Source organism: uncultured Clostridium sp. (assembly GCF_937920395.1).
In the GTDB taxonomy this organism is placed as follows: Bacteria; Bacillota; Clostridia; order Clostridiales; family Clostridiaceae; genus Clostridium_AD.
This window is the reverse complement of the sequence record NZ_CALEVF010000190.1, coordinates 1-23699: the sequence shown is the minus strand read 5'-3', so window position 1 is coordinate 23699 and position 23699 is coordinate 1. Positions and strand designations below refer to the sequence as shown.

The window sequence follows — 23699 nt, the reverse complement described above, 5'->3', positions numbered from 1 at the left end:
TATTGCGTATGATAACATTGCTATCTTTTGATGTGACCGCCCATTCATCTTATGTACTCCTTATTCATTTTGATGTCATAATAATATTATTATTTACAAAATAAAGTTTTTTAAAATAGTGTTTTTACATATTATTATTTAAATATTTAATTATGTAACTTAATGTATGAAAATCACAGTTTAAGTCATCACTAATAATATTTAATCCTTTAATCAAAGTTTCTTCATCAAAATTTTCTAGTAATATCATTATATTTATTATATTAATACCACCATCTTTTGTATCAAGGACTCTTGCTGCTTTTACATATTTATTTTTCATTACATTTAAAATTGCTGATCTAAGTTCTTCACTAATTTCAAGCTCCGGAACTTCATCATATATTTTTATTTCTGGATTTTTAAGGCTTAGATTTTTAGCCTTATGAACATCTGTTGATAAAAATATAGTGTTTTTAAATTCCACGTCTTTAAAATCTGCACCATCTAAATTTACCGAATCAAATAAAGCATTTTCAAATATAGCATTTTGAAAATCACTGTCTTTAAAATTTGTACCAATGAACTCAGTCCATTTAAAAGTACATTCAATAAATACACAAGATTTGAAATGAGCACCTCTAAAATTAACATAATTGAAATTTGAATCTGAAAAATCACTATTATAGCAATTACTTCTTTCAAGATTTTTATACATAAAGTTTTTTCCTGTTTTTTCTATATTGTTATAATTAAAATTACCTTTAACACTTCTATTTGTAGCCATTATTTGCCTCCCTTAAATTAATAAACATCAAAAAACTTCTAGCCAATTTTAAAAGTGGATAGAAGTTTTTAATTTCACTATAAATACTATACACAAATTTAATAAAAGTCAATCTTTTATTTAACTTCTGTCCATATCTTATCTAAATCTGTTACTGATTTTCCTATATCCTTCAAGTATTCACCTTTTTTAACAGTTTCTTTTGGAGGATAAACGGCTTTATCATCAAGTGTTTTTTTATCTATATATTTATAAGCTGCGGTATTAGGATTTCCATAAGGGAATTTATGAGAAATCTCAGCGCTTATTTTCGGATCCATTATAAAATTTATAAAAAGCTGCGCTGCTTTAACATTTTTTGCAGCTTTGGGAATTACAAAATTATCTTGTTGAAGAAATAGCCCTTCCTTTGGGATTACGTATTTTATATTTGGGTTTTCAATACGTGCCAAATTTCCTTCTGCTCCCCAGGCAAATATTGCTTTTGACTCCCCATTTATAAGGCTTGTTTTGGGACTATCACTATCATAAGATTTTATGTTAGGCTGAAGTTTTATAAGTGCCTCTTTTGCCTTTTGAAGAGCTACTGGATTAGTCTCATTTAGCGGATATCCAAGCATCTTAAGCGTCATTCCAATTATAACTCTCTCATCATCAAGGACAGTCAAAGAATTTTTAAACTCAGGTTTCCAAAGGTCCTTATATCCTTTTATTGTACCTTCAGGGATTTTTGAACTGTCATAAGAGATTACCCCTGCAAGCCACATATATGGGACACTATATTTATTACCTCGATCAAAGGGGAGGTTTAAATATTGAGGGCCTATATTGCTTAAATTTGTTAAACTAGATTTATTAATTGGAGTTATAAGTCCTTGTTTACTTAATATTTCAACCATAAAATCACTAGCTACTGTTAGATCATAATTTCCACCACCTGCCATGATTTTTGCAAGCATTTCTTCATTTGATGAAAAAGTACTATAATTTACTTTAATATTATAGGTTTGTTCAAATTTATCTATAACGGATTGTGGTAAATATTCAGACCAGTTAAAAACATTTAAAACTTCCTTAGGCTCCGCATTGTGTTTAGCATAAGTGAATATTCCACCACCAATAAATCCAAATATAAGCAAAATTGATGTTAATATAGCTCCAATTTTTTTCATATTTATATTTACATTTCGAATTAAAAGTGCAAAACAAATTATTATAATAGTTAATAATATTAGTATGGTCGATAAGGCGTTGATCTCAGGGGTAACGCCAAACTTTACCATAGAAAATACTTTAAGCGGCAAAGTAACACTACCAGGCCCAGCTACAAAAAAACTAATTATTACATCATCAAGTGATAAAGTAAAAGCAAGTAATGCACCGGCAATAACGCCTGGCATAATAATTGGTAAGGTTACATTGAAAAAGGTTTTTATAGGTGTGGCGTAAAGATCCATAGCAACTTCTTCGACCGACCTATCGAAGCCGTCGAGTCTAGTTTTAACTACTGCAACAACATAGGCTATGCTGAAAGTAACATGTGCAATAATTAAAGACACTCTACCTAAAGGGATCTTTGCTATGGAGAAAAAAGCAAGTAGGGATATGCCCATAACTATTTCAGGTATAACTAAAGGTACATAAAGTATTGCATCAACTAATTTTTTAGTGCGGAATTTGTATCTATACATTCCAATGGCGGCCAAAGTTCCTATAATTACAGAAATTATTGTACTAATTATAGCTATAATAAATGAGTTCTTAACAGCATCTAATATGCCCGCATTATGGAGTAAACTGCCATACCATTTAAATGTGAAACCGGTCCAAACTACATTTAATTTTGACTGATTAAAGGAAAATCCGATAAGTACTATAATTGGTATATATAAAAACATAAATATTAGAATCAAATATAAAAATTTAAGTGAATTTGTTTTTTTGTTTTTCATCTTTATAATACCTCCTTAGTTCCTTTAGTTCCAGTTAGTTTTGTACTATATAAAATAACAGATAACATAACAATTATTAAAATAACTGATATAGCAGAACCAAATGGCCAATCTCTTGCAGTAAGGAACTGATTTTTAATTAAATTACTCATAAGGATTACCTTACTACCTCCCATAAGGTCAGTTACAAAGAAAAGTCCAAGGGTAGGAATAAAAACTAAAATAGAACCTGATACAATGCCACCTTTAGTAAGTGGAAGAATAATTTTGATAAATTTATAAAACGGACCTGCTCCAAGATCAGAAGCAGCATCTAATATTCTCTTGTCCAGTTTTTCTATGGAAGTATATAGAGGAAGAACCATAAATGGAAACATCATATATAGCATACCAACCATAACTGCAAAATTGTTATACATTAAATTAAGCGGTATATTTATAATATGAAAATGTAATAGTAGTGTATTTATTATTCCTTCTGTTTTAAGTAATACTATTATTGCATAGGTTCTAACTAATGAGTTAGTCCAAAATGGAAGTATTATTAATAAAAGTAGTAGTGGCTTAATTTTTTTATTAACATTTGCTATTATGTAGGCAAATGGATATCCGAAAATCAAACATAACATGGTAGTATAGACAGCTATTAGGAGTGATTTTAGAAAAATATTAATATAAAGAGGGTCTAAAAGCCTAACATAGTTTTCTAAAGTAAACTTATATATTATGTTTCCAACTTCGCCTCTAGTAGAAAAACTCACTACAACTATAAATAAAAGTGGCATAACAAAAAATACTATCAGCCATATGAGAGCAGGTGAAATTGTTGTTAAATATTTTAGATGTAAGTTTAAATATTTATTTATAGAATTTTTCGATTTCTTAATCTTCATTTGCTTAACTTCCTTTATTCCTTAATAACTATAGTATGATTAGGATTCCATGTTATAAAATATTCTTTAGTCTCATTTAAGAATACAAAACTTTTACCTATTGGCTCATTAACTATAATTTCTTTATTGTCTTTTAGAAGCATAATAACTTTTATGGTTGAACCTACATAGATTCTTTCCTTAAATCTACAAACTAACCAAACGTCGCCTTCTTCAACAATTTCTTTAATTTTAATTCTCTCAGGTCTAACAGAAACTATAAATTTATCACCTAAATTATAATTATGGTTAGGTATTCTAATTATATCTTCTTCTTCATAAAGCTTAAGCAAAACTTCGTTCTCTTTTAGTTTAACAATTTCACCTTCTAGGATGTTTGTCTCACCTAAAAAGTTAGCTACAAATTTAGTTTTAGGGTGTTCATAAAGTTCTTCAGGTGTCCCAATTTGCTCAATAACGCCACTGTTCATAACAACAATTCGGTCTGACATGGTCAATGCTTCTTCTTGATCATGGGTAACAAAAACAAAAGTTATACCAAGAATTTTTTGAAGATGCTTAAGTTCTAATTGCATTTGTTTCCTGAGCTTTAAATCAAGCGCACCTAGGGGCTCATCTAAAAGAAGAACTTTGGGTTTGTTTACGATAGCTCGTGCTATAGCAACTCTTTGCATTTGTCCACCACTTAACATAGAGGGCATTCTATTCTCAAAACCTTCAAGTTGTACCATTTTCAACATCTTATTTACTTTATCTTTTATTTCACTTTTGGGTACTTTTTTCATTTTAAGACCGAAGGCTATATTATCATATATATTCATATGAGGAAATAATGCATAGTTTTGAAATACTGTATTTACACACCTAAGGTAAGGTGGTTTTTGCGTAATATTTTCACCATCAATTATAATTTCGCCACTTGTAGGCAATTCGAAACCTGCAATCATTCTTAATGTAGTGGTTTTTCCACAACCACTTGGTCCCAGTAGGGTTAGAAATTCTCCTTGACGTATATCAAGATCTAAGTTTTTAATGATAGGATCATCTTGATTAAAACTCTTACAAATATTTAACAATTGAACGAAAACACTTTTTGTCACACCGTAACAGCTCCTTTTTAGTAAAATACTATATTATAATTGAAACTTCTTTATTAAAATTTATAATTATGCATTATCTTGAATAATAATGACTTTAGAATAATAGCACAATAATTTTTAAATATCAATAACTTGGTCTTATATTGTAGGAAAACTTTTAAACAATGTTTGAAAGTTTCGTTAAATATGTAGAATGAAAAATGGGTGAATGATATAATATGCCCAATAAACGATTTTGAATTAAGAAATTACTTAATATAAAAACATCAATTGTTGTAATTTTTAGAACTTATAGAAATTTTATAAAATCAAGTGTTGACTTACCAATAAAAAAATGGTAATCTTTTAACAAGATAAAGTGTTAACGCGTTAAAGTAGAGAATCAGAATCGGAGGAGTGGAATAATGAATAATTGGAAAAGACATATACCTGAAGGTTCAAGAGATATACTTTTCGAGGATTGTAATAATAAAATTAAAATTATAGATACACTTAGAAACATATATTTAAGTACCGGTTATTTAGAAGTAATATCTCCAACACTTGAATTTTATGATGTTTTTCAGGGAGATGACGTATCAATTGAGCAGGAAAAAATGTATAAGCTTTTTGATAATGCAGGAAGAATATTAGTGTTAAGACCAGATATGACTATGCCAATAGCGAGAATTGTTGCTACAAAACTTCGTGATTCAGCATACCCACTTCGAATATGTTATAGCGGAAATATATTTAGAATAAATGAAGATTGGAATGGAAAGGTTAGTGAAATGACCCAATCTGGAATTGAAATAATTGGGAGTGAAAGCCCTAAAGCAGATGCAGAAGTTATTATAACTGCTATTTCATCTTTACTTACTATAGGAGTAAAGAAATTTGAGCTAGAAATCGGTCAAGCTGAGTTTTTCAAGGGACTTATAGAAGATATAGAACTTGATTATGAAGAAATGGAAAGATTAAGGGGTCTTGTTGAAAATAAGAACTTTGGAGTATTAAGAGAATTTATAGATGATAAAGAATCAACATTTGGTATAGAAAATGTAGAAGCTTTGAAAAAATTACCTGAACTGTTTGGTGGAATTGAAGTGCTTTGCGCTGCAAGAAAGTTAACTCAAAATAAGAGAGCACTTGCATCACTCGATACTATAGAAAAAATTTATGAGCGTATATTAAGTGTAGGATTTGGTGAATATATTTCTATTGATTTAGGAATGGTACAGCATATTGATTATTATACCGGGATAACATTTAGAGGATATAGCAGTGAAGTAGGAACAACCATCATTAGTGGAGGAAGATATGATAATCTAATATCAAAATTTGGTGCATCAATGCCAGCAGTTGGATTTGCAATAGATGTGGACAATATTCAGTCTGTCCTTTCAAAGCAAGGTAATGATAATAAGAATGTTAATGAAAAATTTATGATTTATTTTGAAAATAGATTAGCCGCATGTGCATACAAGTTTGCAGAGCAAATTAGAACCAAAGGTCTTAGTACTGAATTAAGTTTATTTGAAGAGAAAGAAAAAGCTCTGAATTATGCACAGAATAAGGGAATAGAGAAAATAATTTGCATATTAGAAGAAAATATTATTGAAATAATAGATACTAAAAGCAAAAATAAATTTAAGACAAGTGTCGAGAAATTTATTAATGGATTAGATATGTATATTAACATTTTGGGGGAATAATTATGAAAGCAATACGCATAGCATTAACAAAAGGAAGATTAGAAAAGTATGCTATTTCTATGTTTGAAGATATAGGAATAGATTGTACAGATCTTAAAAATAAGGGAAGAAAATTAATTCTTAAGGATGTAAGAAATAATATAGAATTTGTTTTAGTCAAGTCTACAGATGTTTTAACCTATGTAGAACATGGCGCAGCAGATATTGGAATCGTTGGTAAAGATACTTTGATGGAGCAAAACAAAGAATTTTATGAAGTAGTAGATTTAAAGGTTGGAAAATGTATGTTTGCAGTTGCAGCATTACCAAGTTTTAAAAGTTATGATGGGTATAATCGTAAAAAAATAGCTACTAAATACCCAACAGTTGCAAAAGAATATTTTAAAAAAAACAATGAAGATGTTGAAATTATTAAATTAGATGGTTCAGTTGAACTTGCTCCAATACTAGAGTTATCTGATGCAATTGTAGATTTGGTTGAAACAGGTGACACTCTTAGGGAGAACGGATTGATTATTATAGAAAAAATATGTGATATTAGTGCAAGAATGATAGTCAATAGAGCTAGCATGAAGATGAAAAAGGATGAGATAGGTACTTTAATAGTTAAGGTTCAACAATATGTAGATAAAAATGAGGCGATGATATAGTGATAAAAATTATAGAGGCAAATAGTATTGATGGAAAAGAATATATGAAGTTTTTAAAAAAAAGAACAGAGGATGTTCAAAAAGATGCAAATATTATAGTAGATAAGATTTTAGCAGATGTAAGAACTAGAGGCGATGACGCTATAATTGAATACACTCAGAAATTTGATAGTAAAAATATCACACTAGAAAATTTTGTTGTAACAGATACAGAAATTAAAAATGCGTATAAAATGGTTGACCAAGATTTTTTAGATGCTATAACAATTGCAAAAGCAAATGTTACTGAATTTCACGAAAAACAAAAGAGAAATGGTTGGATGATGACAAAAGAGAAAGGTGCTATTTTAGGCCAAACTGTAAGAGGACTTGAAAGTGTAGGAATATATGTACCTGGTGGCACAGCATCTTACCCATCATCTGTTATTATGAATGCAATTCCAGCAAAGGTTGCTGGCGTTGAAAATTTAGTGATGGTAACACCACCACTTAAGGATGGAACAGTTAATCCTCATATTCTAGTTGCAGCAGATATAGCTGGAGTTGATAAGATTTACAAAATAGGTGGTGCACAAGCGATTGCTGGACTTGCATATGGTACAGAAAATATTTCTAAAGTAGATAAAATAGTAGGACCAGGAAACATTTATGTCGCTATGGCCAAAAAGAGTGTGTTTGGATCTGTTGCCATAGATATGATTGCAGGCCCAAGTGAAATATTAATTATTGCAGATGAGTTTGCAAATCAGCATTTCATTGCAGCAGATTTAATGTCGCAAGCGGAACATGATGTTCTTGCATCAGCAATGCTTATAACTACCTCAAGAGACCTTGCAAATAAGGTAGTTAAGGAGCTAGAAATACAGATAAAAGAGATGAGCAGATATGAAATCATCAAGAAATCATTAGAGAAATATGGAGTTATTTTAATAGCCCAAAATATAGAAGAAGCTATAGAACTTGCTAATGACATTGCACCTGAACATCTTGAAGTAATGGTTCGTGATCCATTTAATTATTTATGTGATATAAAAAATGCTGGTTCCATATTTTTAGGTGAATATGCACCAGAACCACTAGGAGATTATATGGCCGGGCCTAATCATGTTCTACCAACAAGTGGAACTGCAAGATTCTTTTCCCCCTTATCCGTAGATGATTTTATTAAAAAATCAAGTTATATATATTATACTAAGCAAGCTCTATGCGAAGTTAAAGATAAGGTAATAAAATTATCAGATGTTGAAGGGCTTACAGCTCATGGAAATTCAATTAAAGTGAGGTTTAAATAATGGTAGAAGATTTGTTTAGAGAAGATTTATGTGATTTTGAATCATATAGTGCAGGTAAAACTGATTATAAAGTAAGGTTAAATGCCAATGAAAGTTTTAATAACATTGATTTTGAAACTAGAAAAGAAATAGGCAAGGTAATAGAACATTCCATTTATAATAGGTATCCAGATCCAGAGGCCCTGGAGGTTTGCGCGCTTTATGCTAAATATGCTAATGTAAATAGTATAAATGTAATGGCTGGAAATGGTTCAGATGAGTGTATTCAAATAATTGCTCATACATTTTTAAGACCTGGTGATAAAGTAGCAATGCAAAGTCCTGATTTCTCAATGTATGGATTATATACTAAGGTTGCTGGTGGAATCCCAATTGAATTTTCACTTGGAACAGAATTGGAATTGGATGTAGAAAGTTTTATTAACATGGCTAATAGTGAAAAGGTTAAAATCGTATTTTTATCTAATCCTGATAATCCTACTGGTAACATTATTAAAAGAGAGGATATTATTAGAATAATAGAAGGATGCAAACGTATTGTAGTAATTGATGAGGCATACTTTGAATTTTATGGCGAGACTATTGTAGATAAAATAGATTTTTATGATAATTTAATAGTACTAAGAACTTGCTCGAAAATTGGCCTTGCGGCTATAAGACTAGGATTTATGATTACGAATAATGTTCTAATGTCCGAACTAAAAAAAGTAAAGCCACCTTACAATGTGAATTCTATCACTCAAGATATAGCATGTGTTGTATTAAAAAAGCCAGAAATAATATATAACAATGTTAAAAACATACTAGCAGAGAGAGTTTACTTATGGGAAAAATTGAGCAATATTAATGGAATAAAGCTTTATAAAGCCAAAGCAAATTTTATACTAGTTGAGGTCTCAAATGCTTTAGAACTTAGAGAAAAGCTCTTAAAACAAAGTATAAATGTGCGTTGTTATACTTCAGGTAAATTAGTAAACTGTTTGAGAATAACAATAGGAAGCAGAGAAGAAAATAACTGTTTATTGAAAAATATTATATAGAAAATAGATCAATATGTAAATTCAATCGACATTTCAAAAGGAGATAGCTATATGATTCAAAGAGAAGCAAAAATATCAAGAAAAAGTAATGAGACTAATATTGAGGTACGTATAAATTTAGATGGGTCTGGAAATTTTGAAGGCAATACAGGTATAGGTTTCTTTGACCATATGCTAAACCTTTTTGCAAAACATGGACTTCTAGATTTATATGTTAAAGCTGTGGGAGATTTATTTGTAGATTCTCATCATACTATTGAAGATGTAGGGATAGTACTTGGACTTGCAATTAAAGAGGCACTAAAGGGCAAAGAGGGTATAAAACGGTATGGAACTAGTTTTGTACCTATGGATGAAACATTGGCTACAGTTTCACTTGATTTAAGTGGTAGACCTTACCTGGTGTTCAATGCCGATTTTACTGTAGAAAAAATTGGAGATTTTGATACAGAAATGGTGGAAGAATTTTTTAGGGCTTTAGCTATGAATAGTGGGATAACTCTTCATGCAAGGATTATATATGGAAAAAACAACCATCATATGGTAGAAGGTTTATTCAAAGCTTTTGGAAAATCATTAAGTGAAGCACTAACATATGATAAAAGAATAAAAGGTGTTATGTCTACAAAAGGATCTTTATAAGGAGGAAAACTATGATAGCGATAGTTGATTATGGTGTTGGAAATTTAAGTAGTGTTCAAAATGCACTTAAGTCATTGAATATATCGTCAATTATATCATCAAATGCTGAGGAAATATCAAAGTGCAGAAGCATTATTGTTCCTGGAGTAGGTGCCTTTCCAGATGCAATGAAGAATATGAAAAACAGTGGAATTGATAAAGTAATTAAACAGGCTGTTAAAGAAGGAAAACCAATACTTGGCATATGCCTTGGTATGCAACTTTTCTTTGAGGAAAGTTGTGAGGTTAAAAAATGCCAGGGATTAGGGTTATTAAAAGGAGAAATAATAAAACTTGAAGGTTCAATAAAAATTCCACACATGGGATGGAATAGTTTATTTTTTGAAAATAACTCTCCATTACTTAGAGGCATAGAAGAAAATCATTATGTATATTTTGTACATTCTTATTATGCAGTAAATTGTGAGGAGGGTATTATAAATGCATACAGTATGTATGAGAAAAAGATACCTGCAATTGTAAGCAAGGGCAATATATTTGGTATGCAGTTTCATCCAGAGAAAAGTGGAGATTTTGGGATGAAATTACTTAAAAACTTCGCGGAGGTAGTGTAATGAAAGTATTTCCAGCAATAGATTTAAAGGGTGGCAAATGTGTTAGACTTTTTCAGGGTGAATTCGTGTCAGCAAAAGTTGTAGGGGAAGATCCACTCCAAACTGCTCTATCTTTTATGAATAAGGGAGCAGAATATTTACATATGGTAGATTTAGATGGAGCGTTAAAAGGATCTATTGAAAATTTAAATAGTATAAATAAAATTATAAAAGATTTAAGGATTCCTATACAACTTGGCGGTGGGATTAGAAATATAGATACAATAGAAATGCTAATTAGCAAGGGATTAAGTAGAGTTATACTTGGTACTGCAGCTTTAAACAATCCATCGCTTGTAAAAGAAGCAGTGAAAAAGTTTGGAGATAAAATTGCTATTGGAATAGATGCAAGAGATGGATTTGTTGCCGTAGAAGGTTGGCAAAAGAGTAGTAAAGTAGAATATATAGATTTTGCAAAACAAATGGAGAATATAGGTATAAAAACTATAATCTTTACTGACATAAGTCGTGATGGGACTTTGACTGGACCTAATTTTGAGGCAACTGGAAAAATAAATGATGAGGTTTCTTGTGATATTATTGCATCCGGTGGCATGAAATGTATTGAGGATATTAAAAAGCTTAAGAAAATGAACATATATGGAGCAATTATTGGAAAAGCACTGTATAGTAGAAATATATCGCTTGAAGAGGCAATACTCGAAGGGAGGGCTTAGCACATGCTTACTAAAAGAATCATACCTTGCCTTGATGTAACTAATGGAAGGGTAATGAAAGGGATAAACTTTGTTAACTTAACTGACGTAGGAGATCCTGTTGAAATTGCTGAGTTTTACAACAGCGAAGGCGCAGATGAACTTGTATTTTTAGATATAACAGCCACTCATGAGGGAAGAAAAACAATGATTGATGTTATAAAAAGGACTGCTGAGAAAGTATTTATTCCACTCACTGTAGGAGGTGGAATTAAAAGTATAGAGGATTTTAAAGAAATACTTAGAGCAGGAGCTGATAAAATATCTATAAACTCTGCTGCAATTCGTAATCCTAAACTTATAACGCAGGCAGCAGCAAAATATGGAAGCCAATGCGTTGTGGTTGCAATCGATGGAAAAAAAAATGAGAACAATATTGGGTGGCATGTAGTTATAAATGGTGGAAGAATAAATACGGGACTTGATGCGCTTAAATGGGCAAAAGAGGTTGAAGAATTAGGTGCAGGTGAAATACTTTTAACAAGTATGGATGCAGATGGAACAAAACAAGGGTATGATATAGAGTTTATAAATGCCATAACAGATATTGTAAACATTCCTGTAGTAGCATCAGGTGGATGTGGTAAAATAGAAGATTTTTATGATGTTTTTGAAAAAAGTGGTGCAGATGCTGCACTAGCGGCTTCTATATTTCATTATAAAGAACTTTCCATTAGAGAAGTAAAAGAGTATCTTAAAAATAAAAATTTAGAAATTAGAATTTAATTATATGAAGTAAATTATAACAAGTTAAAGTTTATGTGTTTATGATATAATTTTAAAAAAGAAATGTGGTGGTTAATGTGGATAGTATAAATGAAATTCAATTTAATAAGGGGTTAATACCTGCAATTATTCAAGAGCAGTGCAGTGGAGATGTTTTAATGCTTGCATATATGAACGAGGAGTCTTTTAAAAAAACAATGGAAAGTGGAACTACTTGGTTTTTTAGCAGATCAAGAAATAAGTTGTGGAACAAGGGAGAAACTTCAGGTCATTTTCAATATGTAAAAAGTGTAAAGTTTGATTGCGATGGAGATACAATTCTTATTAAAGTTGAGCAAGTGGGAGCAGCTTGTCATACTGGTAATAAAACTTGTTTTTACAGGGAAATTTGGCAGCAAAAAGTATAGCTAAAAAATAACAATATCAATTAAGGTCTTAAAATAAATATAAAAGGAGAACCATAAAATGAGTGAAACTAACGTAGTAAAAGAACTTTATAAGATAATCGAGGAAAGAAAATCTATTCATATAGAGGGGTCATATACTAGTTATTTATTTGAAGAAGGACTAGACAAAATATTAAAAAAAGTAGGAGAAGAAAGTGCAGAAGTAATAATTAGCAGCAAGAATGATGACGATAAGGAGACTGTTGGAGAAATATCAGACTTATTTTACCACACATTGGTGCTTATGGTGGCAAAGGGTATAAAAATAGATGCTGTTGTAACTGAACTAGAAAAAAGACGGGGAAAGATATGCAATAAAAAACAAAAGAGAGTAGATATTGAAAGTATACACTAGGCGGTTTTGTTTAGTTAATACACTAAGATTGAACACTTTAATTTAATATTTATAAAAAGACTATTGTATAATTATAGCTGAAGAATTTACTCTTCAGCTATAATTATTTTTGATTTGTATTTATTAAAGTTGCTAGCCATGTTTTTAGTTAAATTAGAATCAGTAATAATAAAATTAACTTTGTCAATTGGAGCAATATTAATTGTAACATCTCTACCAAATTTGCTGCTGTCAGCGGCTACGAATGTTTCTTTTGATCTTTCTAGGATAGTCTTTCGTATTACTGCTTCTTGCATGTTATAATCTGAGATTCCATTTTCTAATGTAATTCCACCTGCACAAATAAAACTTTTTTGAATGTTAAGTTGAGAAAAATTAAAGATGTAATCGTAGGCTACAATAGATCTTTCATTATGTCTTACCTTCCCACCAATTACTATAATATCATGTTTGGTATTTATTAATTCATTTAAAACTGGAATTGAGTTAGTTATTATTGTTAAGTTCTTTTTATCTGTTATGTATTTAGAAATTTGGTATGTGGTGGAACCACTGTCAATAAAAATACAATCCCCATCATTTATAAATTCACTACATTTTTTTCCAATCGATTGTTTTTGAAATAATTTATTTATCATTCTATTTTCCATAGTTGGCTCCCCAAAGCTTACAAGCTTGAGTTTTGCCCCTCCATATACCTTTTCTATTTTACTTTGTTTCTCTAAAATAGATAGGTCACGCCTAACTGTTTCTATTGATATGTTAAATTCACTGATGAATTCAGAGATGGTAACTACATCTTTTGTTGAAAGTAATTCTAAGAACTTTTTTTGCCTTTCAATTGGTAACATAAAATCACTCCCTTAAGGTTTTTTTATTATTATACATACAATTTATCATAAATAATGACAATATACAAGAATATGGTCTTTAAAGTATAAATAAATTATCATATATATTAATAAAGTATGTCATGATATGGTATAAACATGATAAACAAATAGTTATAATTTACACATTCTTAACCTGTTCATAATATAGTTTAACCTTTATAAATGTATACTAAAAGAGCGATGATCTTAAAAGTAAAACATTTTGGAGGTGAATTAAATGTTAGAGCTCAGAAGTATAACAAAAGGATTTGATGGTAAATTAATATTAGATGATATAAATATAAAAATAGAAAATGGAGAGATCGTTTCTATGCTGGGACCAAGTGGTAGTGGTAAAACTACATTACTTAATATTATTTTGGGAATAACGGATATGGATAGTGGCTCAATTATATTCAATGGTGTTGATATAAGTAAAGTATCCATGAAGGATCGTGGATTTAATATTGTTTTTCAAGATTATGCCCTTTTCCCTAATCTTAATGCTTATAAGAACATTGTATATGGACTAAGAAATAAACCTAATTTAGTAAGTAATGAGGAGCTTAAAACACTTATAGATTTTTTAGAGTTAAAGCCTCATTTATACAAAAAGATTCATGAGTTATCTGGTGGACAAAAACAAAGAGTGGCACTCGCAAGAACACTTGCTATAAAACCCAAAATACTTCTTCTAGATGAGCCACTTAGTGCTCTTGATGGAGTTATAAAGGAGACAATAAAGGAAAAGATTAAGGCTATTACTAGAGAATATAAACTAACGACGATAATAGTAACTCATGATCCGGAGGAAGCTTTAACTATGGCTGATAAAGTGCTAATTATTGATAAAGGTAAGGTTTCACAATATGGATCGCCAAGTGAAATAGTACATGAGCCTAAAAATAGTTTTGTAGAAGAATTTATACTACGTCAATTGAAAATAAAGAAAGATAACATTTATAACTTATTTGGAGAAAATTATGTATAGAAAAAAAACTGAAACTAAAATTATATTTATTGTTATAGCATTATTTTTTATAGCATTTCTTTTTACTCCATTACTAGTACTTTTGATTAAGTCTCTTAATAGTGATATAGGAATAGGATTTTTTAACTATTATTTTGTTACACATAATAAGGAATTTTTAATTTCTATAGAAAATAGTATAAAGATTTCTCTAATAACTTCTTTGATAACAACAATTTTAGCTTTTATACTTGCTTATGGTGTAAACTGCACAAAAATGTTTAGACCTTTAAAAAACCTAATAAAGATAGGAATTTCAATACCAATGCTCTTACCTACTATAACTTATGGTTTCGCTATAATATATTCTTTTGGTAAGCAGGGGCTACTTACAAAACTTTTCGGAAGAGAGTTATTTAAAATTTATGGGTTTAATGGGCTTTTAGTAGGTTATGTAATTTATACTCTGCCCTCAGCGTTTCTTCTTATTAATAATTCTTTTGAGTATATTGATAAAAGATTTATTATTGTTTCAAAGCTAATGGGTGATAATTTATTTAAAAGTTTCATGAATACAATTTTTAGACCTTTAATTGGAACACTTGGTGGGGCGTTTGTACTTAGCTTTATTTTGAGCTTTACAGACTTTGGTATACCGGCCTCAGTAGGTGGAACCTACAGCGTAATATCAATGCAGCTTTATCAGGTAATGCTAGGGTCTATACCAGATTTTAATGCTGGAGCCGCTATAGCTATACTTATGCTTTTACCTGCGGTCTTTGGGGTGCTACTGTTGAATTATCTAGAAAAATTTAATTTTAGTTATGACAAATTTACAAAGATTGAAATATGCAAAAACAAATTTAGAGATATTTCGTTTGCTCTAGTATCAGTAATTGTTGTGGCCTCAATTATGTTAATATTTTTAGTCATGTTTGTAGCACCTTTTGTAAAAAATTATCCTTATGATATGAGTTTTACGGCCCAGATTTTTAAAAGCACTATTTTATCAGGAGATATTTTGGAGGTATATGGGAATTCATTCATAGTAGCAATTATTTCAGCGATTATTGGTACTGTAACATGTTACAGTTCAGCTATTGTAAATGCTCGCTCTAGTATGAAAAAGAAAGTCAAAATGACGATGGATGCATTTTCAATGATAACTAATACGGTTCCAGGTATGGTTTTAGGACTTTCATACTTAATGCTTTTTAATAAGAGCGATTTAAAAGGAACATTTGCTATAATAATAATTTGTAACATAGTACATTTCTTTACTACACCTTATCTCATGGCTAAAAATTCCCTGTCAAAAATGAATCCAACTTGGGAAACAACAGGAGAATTAATGGGCGATAACTGGATAAAAACTATAACGAGAGTGATTATTCCTAATTCAATAGTAACAATAGTCGAGATGTTTGGGTATTATTTTATAAATTCCATGGTTACAATTAGTGCTATTATTTTTCTTGTAACTGCAAGAACTTCTATGTTAACAAGTAAAATTAACGAACTCCAATACTTTCAAAATTTTAACGGGGTTTTCATACTGTCTATACTTATATTTTTAACTAATATATGTATTAAACTTGGTTGTGATTTTCTTAATAAAAAATAGCAATCCATAAATAAATGTACTTAATAAAAAAACGTAAAGCGAAGGAGATTTAATTATGAATAAGATATTTAAAATTATTACAATTTCTTTAATGGTATGTTCAATGTCGGTAGCACTTATAGGTTGTAGTCCTAAGGGTCCTCAAAAGGTAGTTATTTATACTAATGCAGATGAGGAAGCTGTGGCATCTATGAAAAAAACTCTTAATGCATCAGGTTATGATGGGAAATATGTATTACAAACTCAAGGTACGTCTGAACTTGGTGGAAAGTTAATGGCAGAGGGTGATGAGATTGAGGCGAATTTAGTGACAATGAGTTCTTATTTTATAGACAGTGCACAAAAGAAAAATGATATGTTTGAGGATTTAAATTTTAAAACAAATGCACTGGAAAAATATCCAAGTTATTATACTCCGATACTTGCAAACACAGGTGCAATATTCGTTAATACAAAGGTTATAAAAGAAAAAGGACTTACTATGCCAAAATCTATAAAAGATTTAACTAAAGATGAGTATAAAGGCTTAGTTTCAATACCTAATATAATGAATTCCTCAACAGCTTGGCTTCTTATTCAGTCAATTATAAGTGAATATGGTGAAAAAGAAGGTACCGTTGTACTTCACAAATTGATTATAAATTGTGGCCCTCACATAGAAACTTCTGGATCAGGTCCAATAAAAAAAGTTAGAGTTGGAGAAGTTGCGGTGGGATTTGGACTTCGTCATCAAGCTGTAGCTGATAAAGCTAAAGGACTCGATATTGATTATATTGATCCAATAGAAGGTAATTATTCACTTACAGAATCAATTGCAGTTGTTAAAAAGAAAGATACGGCAACAACAAAACTTGCTATGGAAATGGCAAAAGTTATAGTAACTAAAGCAAGGCCTTTACTTATTAAAGATTATCCTGTAGCACTTTATAAAGGGGAGACTATTAATAATTTGAATAAACCAGGAAATCCTAAAAAGTTTGCACAGCCATTAACAGTTGAACTTCTTAAAAAACATCAACAATTCTTTACGACTTCAAAATAAGTAAAAAGAGGGTTAGTTCATATGAATAATTATAAACTTTTGACACCAGGACCACTTACAACAACAAAGACAGTTAAAGAAGAAATGCTTTTTGATAGGTGTACTTGGGATGATGAATATAAAGCAATAACTCAAAAGATTAGATTTGAGCTTCTTAAAATAGCTAAAGCATCACCTAAGGATTACACTACAGTTCTTATGCAAGGAAGTGGAAGTTTTGGTGTTGAGTCCGTTTTGCACTCTACTATAAGTGAAAAAGACAAGCTACTTATAATATCTAATGGAGCTTATGGCGAAAGAATTATAAAAATGGCTAAATATATGGGTATTAATTATGTTTGCTATAACTTAGAGTATGATAAGGTTTTTGAAACGAGGGACATAAAAGATATTCTTGATAAGGATATAGAAATAACTCATATTGCTATGGTTCATTCAGAAACAACCACAGGTATACTTAATCCACTTGATGAGATTGCAAAAATATCTAAGGATTATGGCAAAGTATTAATTATTGATGCAATGAGTAGTTTTGGAGGAATACCAATTGATGTACAAAATTTAGAAATAGATTATTTGGTTAGTAGCTCAAATAAATGCATTCAAGGAGTACCTGGATTTTGTTTTGTAATTGCTAAGATAGAAAGACTTCTTAAATGCTCTGGTAATTCAAAGAGTCTGTGTTTGGATTTGTATGATCAGTGGAAAAGTATGGACAAGGATGGGAAATGGAGATTTACATCTCCAACTCATGTGGTAGCTGCTTTTTCAAAGGCAATTGATGAATTAATTGAGGAAGGTGGAGTAGAAGCTCGATATGATCGTTATAAAAAAAATAATTATTTACTAAGATCTAAATTAAAAGATATGGGCTTTGATGCTTATATAAAAGAAGAACTTCAATCTCCTATTATTACTACTTTTCTTTTTCCAAGGGTAGATTTTGACTTTAGCGATTTCTATAATTACGTGAAGGAAAGGGGTTATGTTCTATATCCTGGTAAGTTAACAAAGGTTGATTCCTTTAGAATAGGTAACATTGGTGAGATATATAAAGAGGATATTGAAAAAGTATGTAACATAATTGAAGGATATATGGGAGGAAAAAGACATGAATAAAGTTGAAGGAGTTATATTTGATTGGGCAGGAACAACCATTGATTTCGGATGTTTTGCACCTGTAAATATATTTTTAAAAATATTTAAAAAAATGGGGATAGAAGTAACTATGGATGAGGCAAGAGCTCCCATGGGATTGCTTAAAAGAGATCATATTAAGGCTATGCTCCAAATGCCTAGGATAAGAGAAATGTGGAAAGAAAAATATGGTAGAGATTTTATTGAGAAGGATATTGATGATTTGTATAGTGATTTTAAGCCTTTACTTATGGCATCGCTGACTAAATATACAGACCCAATTCCAGAGGTTGTAAATACAGTTAGAATATTAAAAGGCCGTGGAATAAAAATTGGATCAACTACAGGATATACTGGTGAGATGATGAAGATAGTAACAGAGGGCGCGAGTAAAAATGGGTATGAGCCCGATTGTTTTGTAACACCTGATGATACGAACTTTATTGGTAGACCGTATCCATATATGATATTTAAAAACATTGAAAAGTTAGGTCTTACGGCTTCATTTAAGGTTATAAAAGTAGGAGATACGATATCTGATATTAAGGAAGGAATAAATGCAGGAGTTTGGTCTGTAGGAGTTGTAGTTGGAAGCTCGCAGATGGGACTGAGTTATGAGCAATTTATTAACCTTAGTGTAAATGCTAGAAATGAAGTTATTAAAAATACTGAGGATAGTTTTTTTAAAGCTGGTGCAGATTTTACTATAAAAACTATGGTAGAGCTTCCGGGGCTAATTGAAAAGATTAATAAATTAATAAATGAGGGTAAAAGGCCAAATGCAAAATAATAAAGGATTAAATCGTGAAGGAGACGTTAATTTTAGTAAAGACCGAGCAAAATGGATAAATTCTCTTGATGATAAGAGTAAAGACTTTTTAAAGGCTGACCAGGCTATATTTATGAAACAATCCATGTCTACACCTTGTATGGACGTAATTGTTAACGCGAAAGGGTGTTACGTTTACGATATGGCAGGGAAGAAATACTTAGACTTTCACGGTAATAGTTTACATCAGGTAGGTTATAAAAATTCATATGTAATAGAAGCTGTTATAAATCAAATGAAGGAGTTACCATTTATTCCTAGAAGGTACACCGCAGACATTGCTATAAAGGCAGCGAATGCATTAGTGAATAAGACAACATCAAAAGATTATAAAGTATTATTCACTCCATCAGGAACTGCTGCTGTAGGATTAGCACTTAAAATTGCAAGAAAGGCTACAGGAAGACATAAGGTTATATCTATGTGGGAATCCTTTCACGGGGCAGGTCTTGATGCTATTTCTGTGGGAGGAGAATATGCCTTTAAAAAGGATATGGGACCTCTAATGACGGGATGCATAAAGGCAATCCCCTACAATGGGTATAGAAATTTAATTGGGAGTGAAAGTGAAGAAGATATATCTAAATTTTGCTTAAATTATATTGAATATATAATAAAGAATGAGGGAGATATAGGAGCTATATTGTTAGAACCTGTTAGAGCTACAGATACACATATACCTCCTAAAAGCTATTTTAAAAAACTTAGAGAAATATGTGATGAATTTGAAATATTATTAATCTTTGATGAAATACCTACGGCACTTGGCAGAAGTGGAGAATTTTATGTGCATCAAAATTTTGATGTAGAGCCAGATATAATGGTGCTTGGTAAGGGACTTGGTGGTGGAATAATACCACAAGCAGCTGTGCTAACAAAAACTAAATATGATAAGGCGGGAGACATTTCACTGGGACATTATACCCATGAAAAACCAGCTGTAGGATGCGCTGCTATCTGTGCAACTATAGATTTTATTGATGAAAATAATCTAATAGATAATTGCAGAAAAATATCGGAGTACGTAAAAGAAAAGGCCATAGTACTTTATAACACCTATGAGTGTATTGGTGACGTACGAATCTTAGGATTATTAATTACCTTTGAATTCGTAAAAAGTAGAGATTCAAAGACTAAATATGAAGAACTTGCAGAAAATATTTTATACAAATCCCTAGAGCTTGGGTTGTCATTTAAAGTATCTGCAGGAAATTGTATAACTTGGCATCCACCGCTTATCGTCACGAAAAGTGAAATTGATAAAGCTTTTAGTATTTTCGATAGGGCTATAAAGTCTAGTTTAACAACAAATAAAAACATCCAATATTAATAATATTGGATGTTTTTATTTGTTGACTTATTTTTAATAAATAAGTTATTATAACTTTAAATTTTAATACTAAACTAACCAAACATAGCAACGGCTGCGAGTGCACCTATAAAACCGCCACAAATTGGAGCAACTACTGGTATCCATGCATATGACCAATTAGAATCGCCTTTACCAGCTATCGGTAATATTGCATGAGCAATTCTTGGTCCTAAATCTCTTGCAGGATTAATAGCATATCCCGTTGGACCACCTAAACTTAAACCGATAACTAAAATAATAAATGCTGCAATAAGTGGACCAAATCCAGGAGCTGATTTAGTTTGAGCAACTCCTAATAATGCAAATACTAATACGAATGTTCCTATAAATTCTGATAAAAAATTTGCTGGTGTACATTTAATTCTAGGTGCTGTACAAAAGATAGCAAGTTTTCCTACTTTGTTATCTGTAGCTGCCCAATGAGGGTAATACATAAGCCATACTAGAACTCCACCGAGTATACCTCCAAGTACTTCAGCAATACAATAGCCAGGTACAACTGACCATGATAAACTACCAGCGTAAGCTAGTGCAATAGTAAGTGCAGGATTAAAAGAGGCACCACTAGCTGTTCCAAATATGTAAGCTGGTATACCAACTGCGAACGCCCAACCAAAAGTTACAACTATCCAACCACCATCATGTCCATTTGTATCATTTAAAACTACATTTGCTACTACGCCATCACCAAGAAGAATTAGTAATGCTGTTCCGAAAAACTCCGCATAATATGGTAACATAATATCATCCCCCTATATATAAGTTATTTATTTATTTCAGAAGTAAAATGCATTATGCATTCTACTTCTGCTAAATACATTTTATTTATTCTTCCCAGTCTCTAGATCTACCAACTGCTTTATGCCATCCTTTTAAAAGCTTAACCCTTTTTTCTTCATCCATTTTTGAACGGAAAGATCTTGATAATGCCCAGTTCTTTGAAATTTCTTCTTGATTCTTCCAATATCCAACTGCGAGGCCGGCTAAATATGCAGCACCTAACGCTGTTGTTTCAATAACTTCTGGTCTATCAACTTGAACATTTAATATATCTGCTTGAAATTGCATTAAGAAGTTATTAGCACATGCACCACCATCTACTTTTAGGGATGTAAGTGTAATGCCTGAATCCTCTTGCATAGCTTTTAATACATCATTTGTCTGATAAGCTAATGATTCGAGTGCTGCTCTTATAAAGTGTTCCTTTTTAGTACCACGAGTTAAACCAACAATTGTTCCTCTTGCATATGGATCCCAATATGGTGCACCAAGTCCAACAAAAGCAGGTACCATATATACACCGTCTGTATCATCAACTGCAGTTGCATATTCTTCTGATTCTGGTGCATTCTTAATCATTCTTAGTTCATCTCTTAACCATTGAATAGCAGCACCAGCTACAAACACACTTCCTTCAAGAGCATAGTTAACTTTACCGTCAATACCATAAGCTATAGTTGTAAGTAAACCATTATGTGATTCAACTGCTTTTTCACCAGTATTCATTAATAGGAAACAACCAGTTCCATAAGTATTTTTAGCTGTTCCTGCTTCATAACAAGTTTGGCCAAATAATGCAGCTTGTTGATCTCCTGCTGCGCCAGCTATAGCGATTGGTGAGCCAAATATTGAACTATCAGTATATCCATAACAGTAACTTGAAGGTTTAACTTCTGCAAGCATTGATTTTGGTATATCTAAAGTTTTAAGTATTTCATCGTCCCATTTCAATTCATGAATGTTGTAAAGCATTGTTCTAGAAGCGTTTGTATAATCAGTTACATGAACTTTTCCATTTGTTAACTTCCAAATTAACCATGTGTCAATAGTACCAAATATTAAATTACCTTTGTTTGCTTCTTCCCTTGCGCCAGCAACATTATCTAATATCCATTTAACTTTAGTTCCAGAAAAATAAGCATCAAGTATAAGTCCAGTCTTAGCTTGTACTACTTTATCAAAGCCTGTAGTTTTTAATTCATCACATATTCCAGCTGTTCTTCGGCATTGCCAAACAATAGCATTGTATACAGGAACACCAGTATTCTTATTCCAAACTACTGTAGTTTCTCTTTGATTAGTTATACCAATGGCAGAAATATCTTTTGCTGTTATACCAATTTTTGCCATAGCTTCTTGTGTTACACCTAATTGAGTAGCCCAAATTTCCATAGGATCATGTTCAACCCAACCTGCTTTAGGAAATATTTGTGTAAATTCTTTTTGAGCTACACTTACAATTAATCCTGCCTTATTAAACACAATGCATCTTGAACTTGTTGTTCCTTGGTCTAGTGCAATTACATACTGAGCCATAATTTTTACACCCCTCATCAATTTAATTTGGTAACCGTTTACTTTGAATTTGTAAAAACCACGATATTATACTGAATAATATCGCGAATTTTTTAATGAAATATTAGTAAGCTAGTATTATTATACCACGTAAATATTCTTAGTGGCTATAATATTTACTCCTGTATTAAGTACATTTTTGAGAACAACATCACCTATATGAACAGGTGCTTTTACTATAACACCTTTTAATTCTTTTACACAATCAAACATTAAATTCTTTGGTATATCACTCTGCGTTTTTACAGGAACGACTTTAGCGTTTCCTCCAGAAACAAAAACAGATGAAGTGACAATTCTTGTAGGATTAGTACATTCTTTCTTACCGTAAGTCTCACCAATTTTACAATTATTTCCTGATACTTTTATAACTTCTTTGCCCTTAAGTTCTACTGTAAGAGCACAACCTACTGGACAGCCTATGCAAGTCAATTCCCTTGTACTCATAATATATTACTCCTTTTCAACTTTAATAGTAATTTTTTTGCAGTCACTATATTTATCAAAAACTGCTTTAGTTAATTTAACACTTTCCATTTCACCTGGTGTAAGTATCTTTTTCTTTAAATGCAT

At 31.1% G+C, this 23699-nt stretch carries 24 protein-coding genes; 16 read left to right on the top strand and 8 right to left on the bottom strand.

From position 1 onward, the window contains the following. Positions 1-124: 124 nt before the first annotated feature. The 4 genes from Q0649_RS12275 to Q0649_RS12260 all read right to left on the bottom strand — a co-directional run bounded on the left by Q0649_RS12275 (position 125) and on the right by Q0649_RS12260 (position 4711). Entirely contained in the window at positions 125-766 is a 642-nt protein-coding gene (locus tag Q0649_RS12275) for a pentapeptide repeat-containing protein (protein WP_298842242.1), read from the bottom strand. A gap of 116 nt (positions 767-882) precedes the next feature. Beyond that, the gene (locus Q0649_RS12270) at positions 883-2718 is read right to left on the bottom strand and encodes an extracellular solute-binding protein (RefSeq protein ID WP_298842240.1); all 1836 of its coding nucleotides are present in this window, start codon (positions 2716-2718) and stop codon (positions 883-885) included. 2 nt (positions 2719-2720) lie between these two features. After that, positions 2721-3611 (bottom strand): ABC transporter permease, encoded by an 891-nt coding sequence (locus Q0649_RS12265; protein WP_298842236.1) that lies wholly within the window; start codon positions 3609-3611, stop codon positions 2721-2723. Between the two features lie 14 nt (positions 3612-3625). Next, the gene (locus Q0649_RS12260; protein WP_298842233.1) at positions 3626-4711 is read right to left on the bottom strand and encodes an ABC transporter ATP-binding protein; all 1086 of its coding nucleotides are present in this window, start codon (positions 4709-4711) and stop codon (positions 3626-3628) included. Between the two features lie 404 nt (positions 4712-5115). Here Q0649_RS12260 and Q0649_RS12255 point away from each other — a divergent pair, with 404 nt between their 5' ends. From Q0649_RS12255 to hisE, 10 genes are all read left to right on the top strand, one after another. Then, entirely contained in the window at positions 5116-6405 is a 1290-nt protein-coding gene (locus Q0649_RS12255; RefSeq protein WP_298842230.1) for an ATP phosphoribosyltransferase regulatory subunit, read from the top strand. Positions 6406-6407: 2 nt separating this feature from the next. Continuing rightward, on the top strand, positions 6408-7055 hold the full coding sequence (gene hisG, locus Q0649_RS12250; protein WP_298842227.1) for an ATP phosphoribosyltransferase: 648 nt from the start codon (positions 6408-6410) through the stop codon (positions 7053-7055). Then, complete coding sequence (gene hisD / locus Q0649_RS12245) at positions 7055-8347, top strand: histidinol dehydrogenase (protein WP_298842224.1); 1293 nt, start codon at positions 7055-7057, stop codon at positions 8345-8347. Before hisG ends, hisD begins: the two co-directional genes overlap by 1 nt. Then, positions 8347-9387, top strand: a complete 1041-nt coding sequence (gene hisC / locus Q0649_RS12240) for a histidinol-phosphate transaminase (protein WP_298842221.1) — start codon at positions 8347-8349, stop codon at positions 9385-9387. The genes hisD and hisC overlap by 1 nt, the downstream gene beginning before the upstream one ends. 51 nt (positions 9388-9438) lie before the next feature. Then, entirely contained in the window at positions 9439-10029 is a 591-nt protein-coding gene (hisB, locus tag Q0649_RS12235; protein WP_298842218.1) for an imidazoleglycerol-phosphate dehydratase HisB, read from the top strand. Positions 10030-10040: 11 nt separating this feature from the next. Beyond that, complete coding sequence (gene hisH / locus Q0649_RS12230; protein WP_298842215.1) at positions 10041-10643, top strand: imidazole glycerol phosphate synthase subunit HisH; 603 nt, start codon at positions 10041-10043, stop codon at positions 10641-10643. Continuing rightward, positions 10643-11359, top strand: coding sequence for a 1-(5-phosphoribosyl)-5-[(5-phosphoribosylamino)methylideneamino]imidazole-4-carboxamide isomerase (gene hisA / locus Q0649_RS12225; RefSeq protein ID WP_298842212.1), 717 nt, complete (start codon positions 10643-10645; stop codon positions 11357-11359). Before hisH ends, hisA begins: the two co-directional genes overlap by 1 nt. 3 nt (positions 11360-11362) lie before the next feature. Further along, positions 11363-12124, top strand: a complete 762-nt coding sequence (hisF, locus tag Q0649_RS12220; RefSeq protein WP_298842210.1) for an imidazole glycerol phosphate synthase subunit HisF — start codon at positions 11363-11365, stop codon at positions 12122-12124. 68 nt (positions 12125-12192) lie between these two features. Next, complete coding sequence (gene hisI / locus Q0649_RS12215) at positions 12193-12531, top strand: phosphoribosyl-AMP cyclohydrolase (RefSeq protein WP_298842244.1); 339 nt, start codon at positions 12193-12195, stop codon at positions 12529-12531. 58 nt (positions 12532-12589) lie between these two features. Then, entirely contained in the window at positions 12590-12925 is a 336-nt protein-coding gene (hisE, locus tag Q0649_RS12210; RefSeq protein ID WP_298842207.1) for a phosphoribosyl-ATP diphosphatase, read from the top strand. Between the two features lie 86 nt (positions 12926-13011). Here hisE and Q0649_RS12205 read toward each other — a convergent pair whose 3' ends face one another. Continuing rightward, positions 13012-13776 carry a DeoR/GlpR family DNA-binding transcription regulator gene (locus Q0649_RS12205; protein ID WP_298842202.1) on the bottom strand — a complete coding sequence of 255 codons (765 nt, stop codon included), beginning with the start codon at positions 13774-13776 and terminating at the stop codon, positions 13012-13014. 259 nt (positions 13777-14035) lie between these two features. On the opposite strand from Q0649_RS12205, the gene Q0649_RS12200 reads away from it, so the two are divergent. Genes Q0649_RS12200 through Q0649_RS12175 form a run of 6 tightly spaced genes read left to right on the top strand, consistent with a single transcriptional unit; the run spans position 14036 to position 20729 of the window. Further along, positions 14036-14788: an ABC transporter ATP-binding protein gene (locus Q0649_RS12200; RefSeq protein ID WP_298842199.1), complete on the top strand. Its 753-nt coding sequence runs from the start codon at positions 14036-14038 to the stop codon at positions 14786-14788. Continuing rightward, the gene (locus tag Q0649_RS12195; RefSeq protein ID WP_298842196.1) at positions 14781-16391 is read left to right on the top strand and encodes an ABC transporter permease subunit; all 1611 of its coding nucleotides are present in this window, start codon (positions 14781-14783) and stop codon (positions 16389-16391) included. The genes Q0649_RS12200 and Q0649_RS12195 overlap by 8 nt, the downstream gene beginning before the upstream one ends. 55 nt (positions 16392-16446) lie before the next feature. Next, on the top strand, positions 16447-17433 hold the full coding sequence (locus Q0649_RS12190; RefSeq protein WP_298842193.1) for an extracellular solute-binding protein: 987 nt from the start codon (positions 16447-16449) through the stop codon (positions 17431-17433). Positions 17434-17454: 21 nt separating this feature from the next. Continuing rightward, entirely contained in the window at positions 17455-18552 is a 1098-nt protein-coding gene (phnW, locus tag Q0649_RS12185; protein WP_298842190.1) for a 2-aminoethylphosphonate--pyruvate transaminase, read from the top strand. Further along, on the top strand, positions 18545-19360 hold the full coding sequence (gene phnX / locus Q0649_RS12180) for a phosphonoacetaldehyde hydrolase (protein WP_298842187.1): 816 nt from the start codon (positions 18545-18547) through the stop codon (positions 19358-19360). Before phnW ends, phnX begins: the two co-directional genes overlap by 8 nt. Next, the gene (locus Q0649_RS12175) at positions 19350-20729 is read left to right on the top strand and encodes an aspartate aminotransferase family protein (protein WP_298842184.1); all 1380 of its coding nucleotides are present in this window, start codon (positions 19350-19352) and stop codon (positions 20727-20729) included. Before phnX ends, Q0649_RS12175 begins: the two co-directional genes overlap by 11 nt. A gap of 74 nt (positions 20730-20803) precedes the next feature. Here the strand turns inward: Q0649_RS12175 and Q0649_RS12170 are convergent, their stop codons facing one another. The 3 genes from Q0649_RS12170 to Q0649_RS12160 all read right to left on the bottom strand — a co-directional run bounded on the left by Q0649_RS12170 (position 20804) and on the right by Q0649_RS12160 (position 23573). Then, a complete protein-coding gene (locus Q0649_RS12170; RefSeq protein ID WP_298842181.1) occupies positions 20804-21511 on the bottom strand; it encodes an MIP/aquaporin family protein in 708 nt (235 codons plus the stop codon). Between the two features lie 85 nt (positions 21512-21596). Beyond that, entirely contained in the window at positions 21597-23087 is a 1491-nt protein-coding gene (gene glpK / locus Q0649_RS12165) for a glycerol kinase GlpK (protein ID WP_298842178.1), read from the bottom strand. A gap of 120 nt (positions 23088-23207) precedes the next feature. After that, a complete protein-coding gene (locus Q0649_RS12160) occupies positions 23208-23573 on the bottom strand; it encodes a DUF1667 domain-containing protein (RefSeq protein ID WP_298842175.1) in 366 nt (121 codons plus the stop codon). Positions 23574-23699 lie beyond the last annotated feature (126 nt).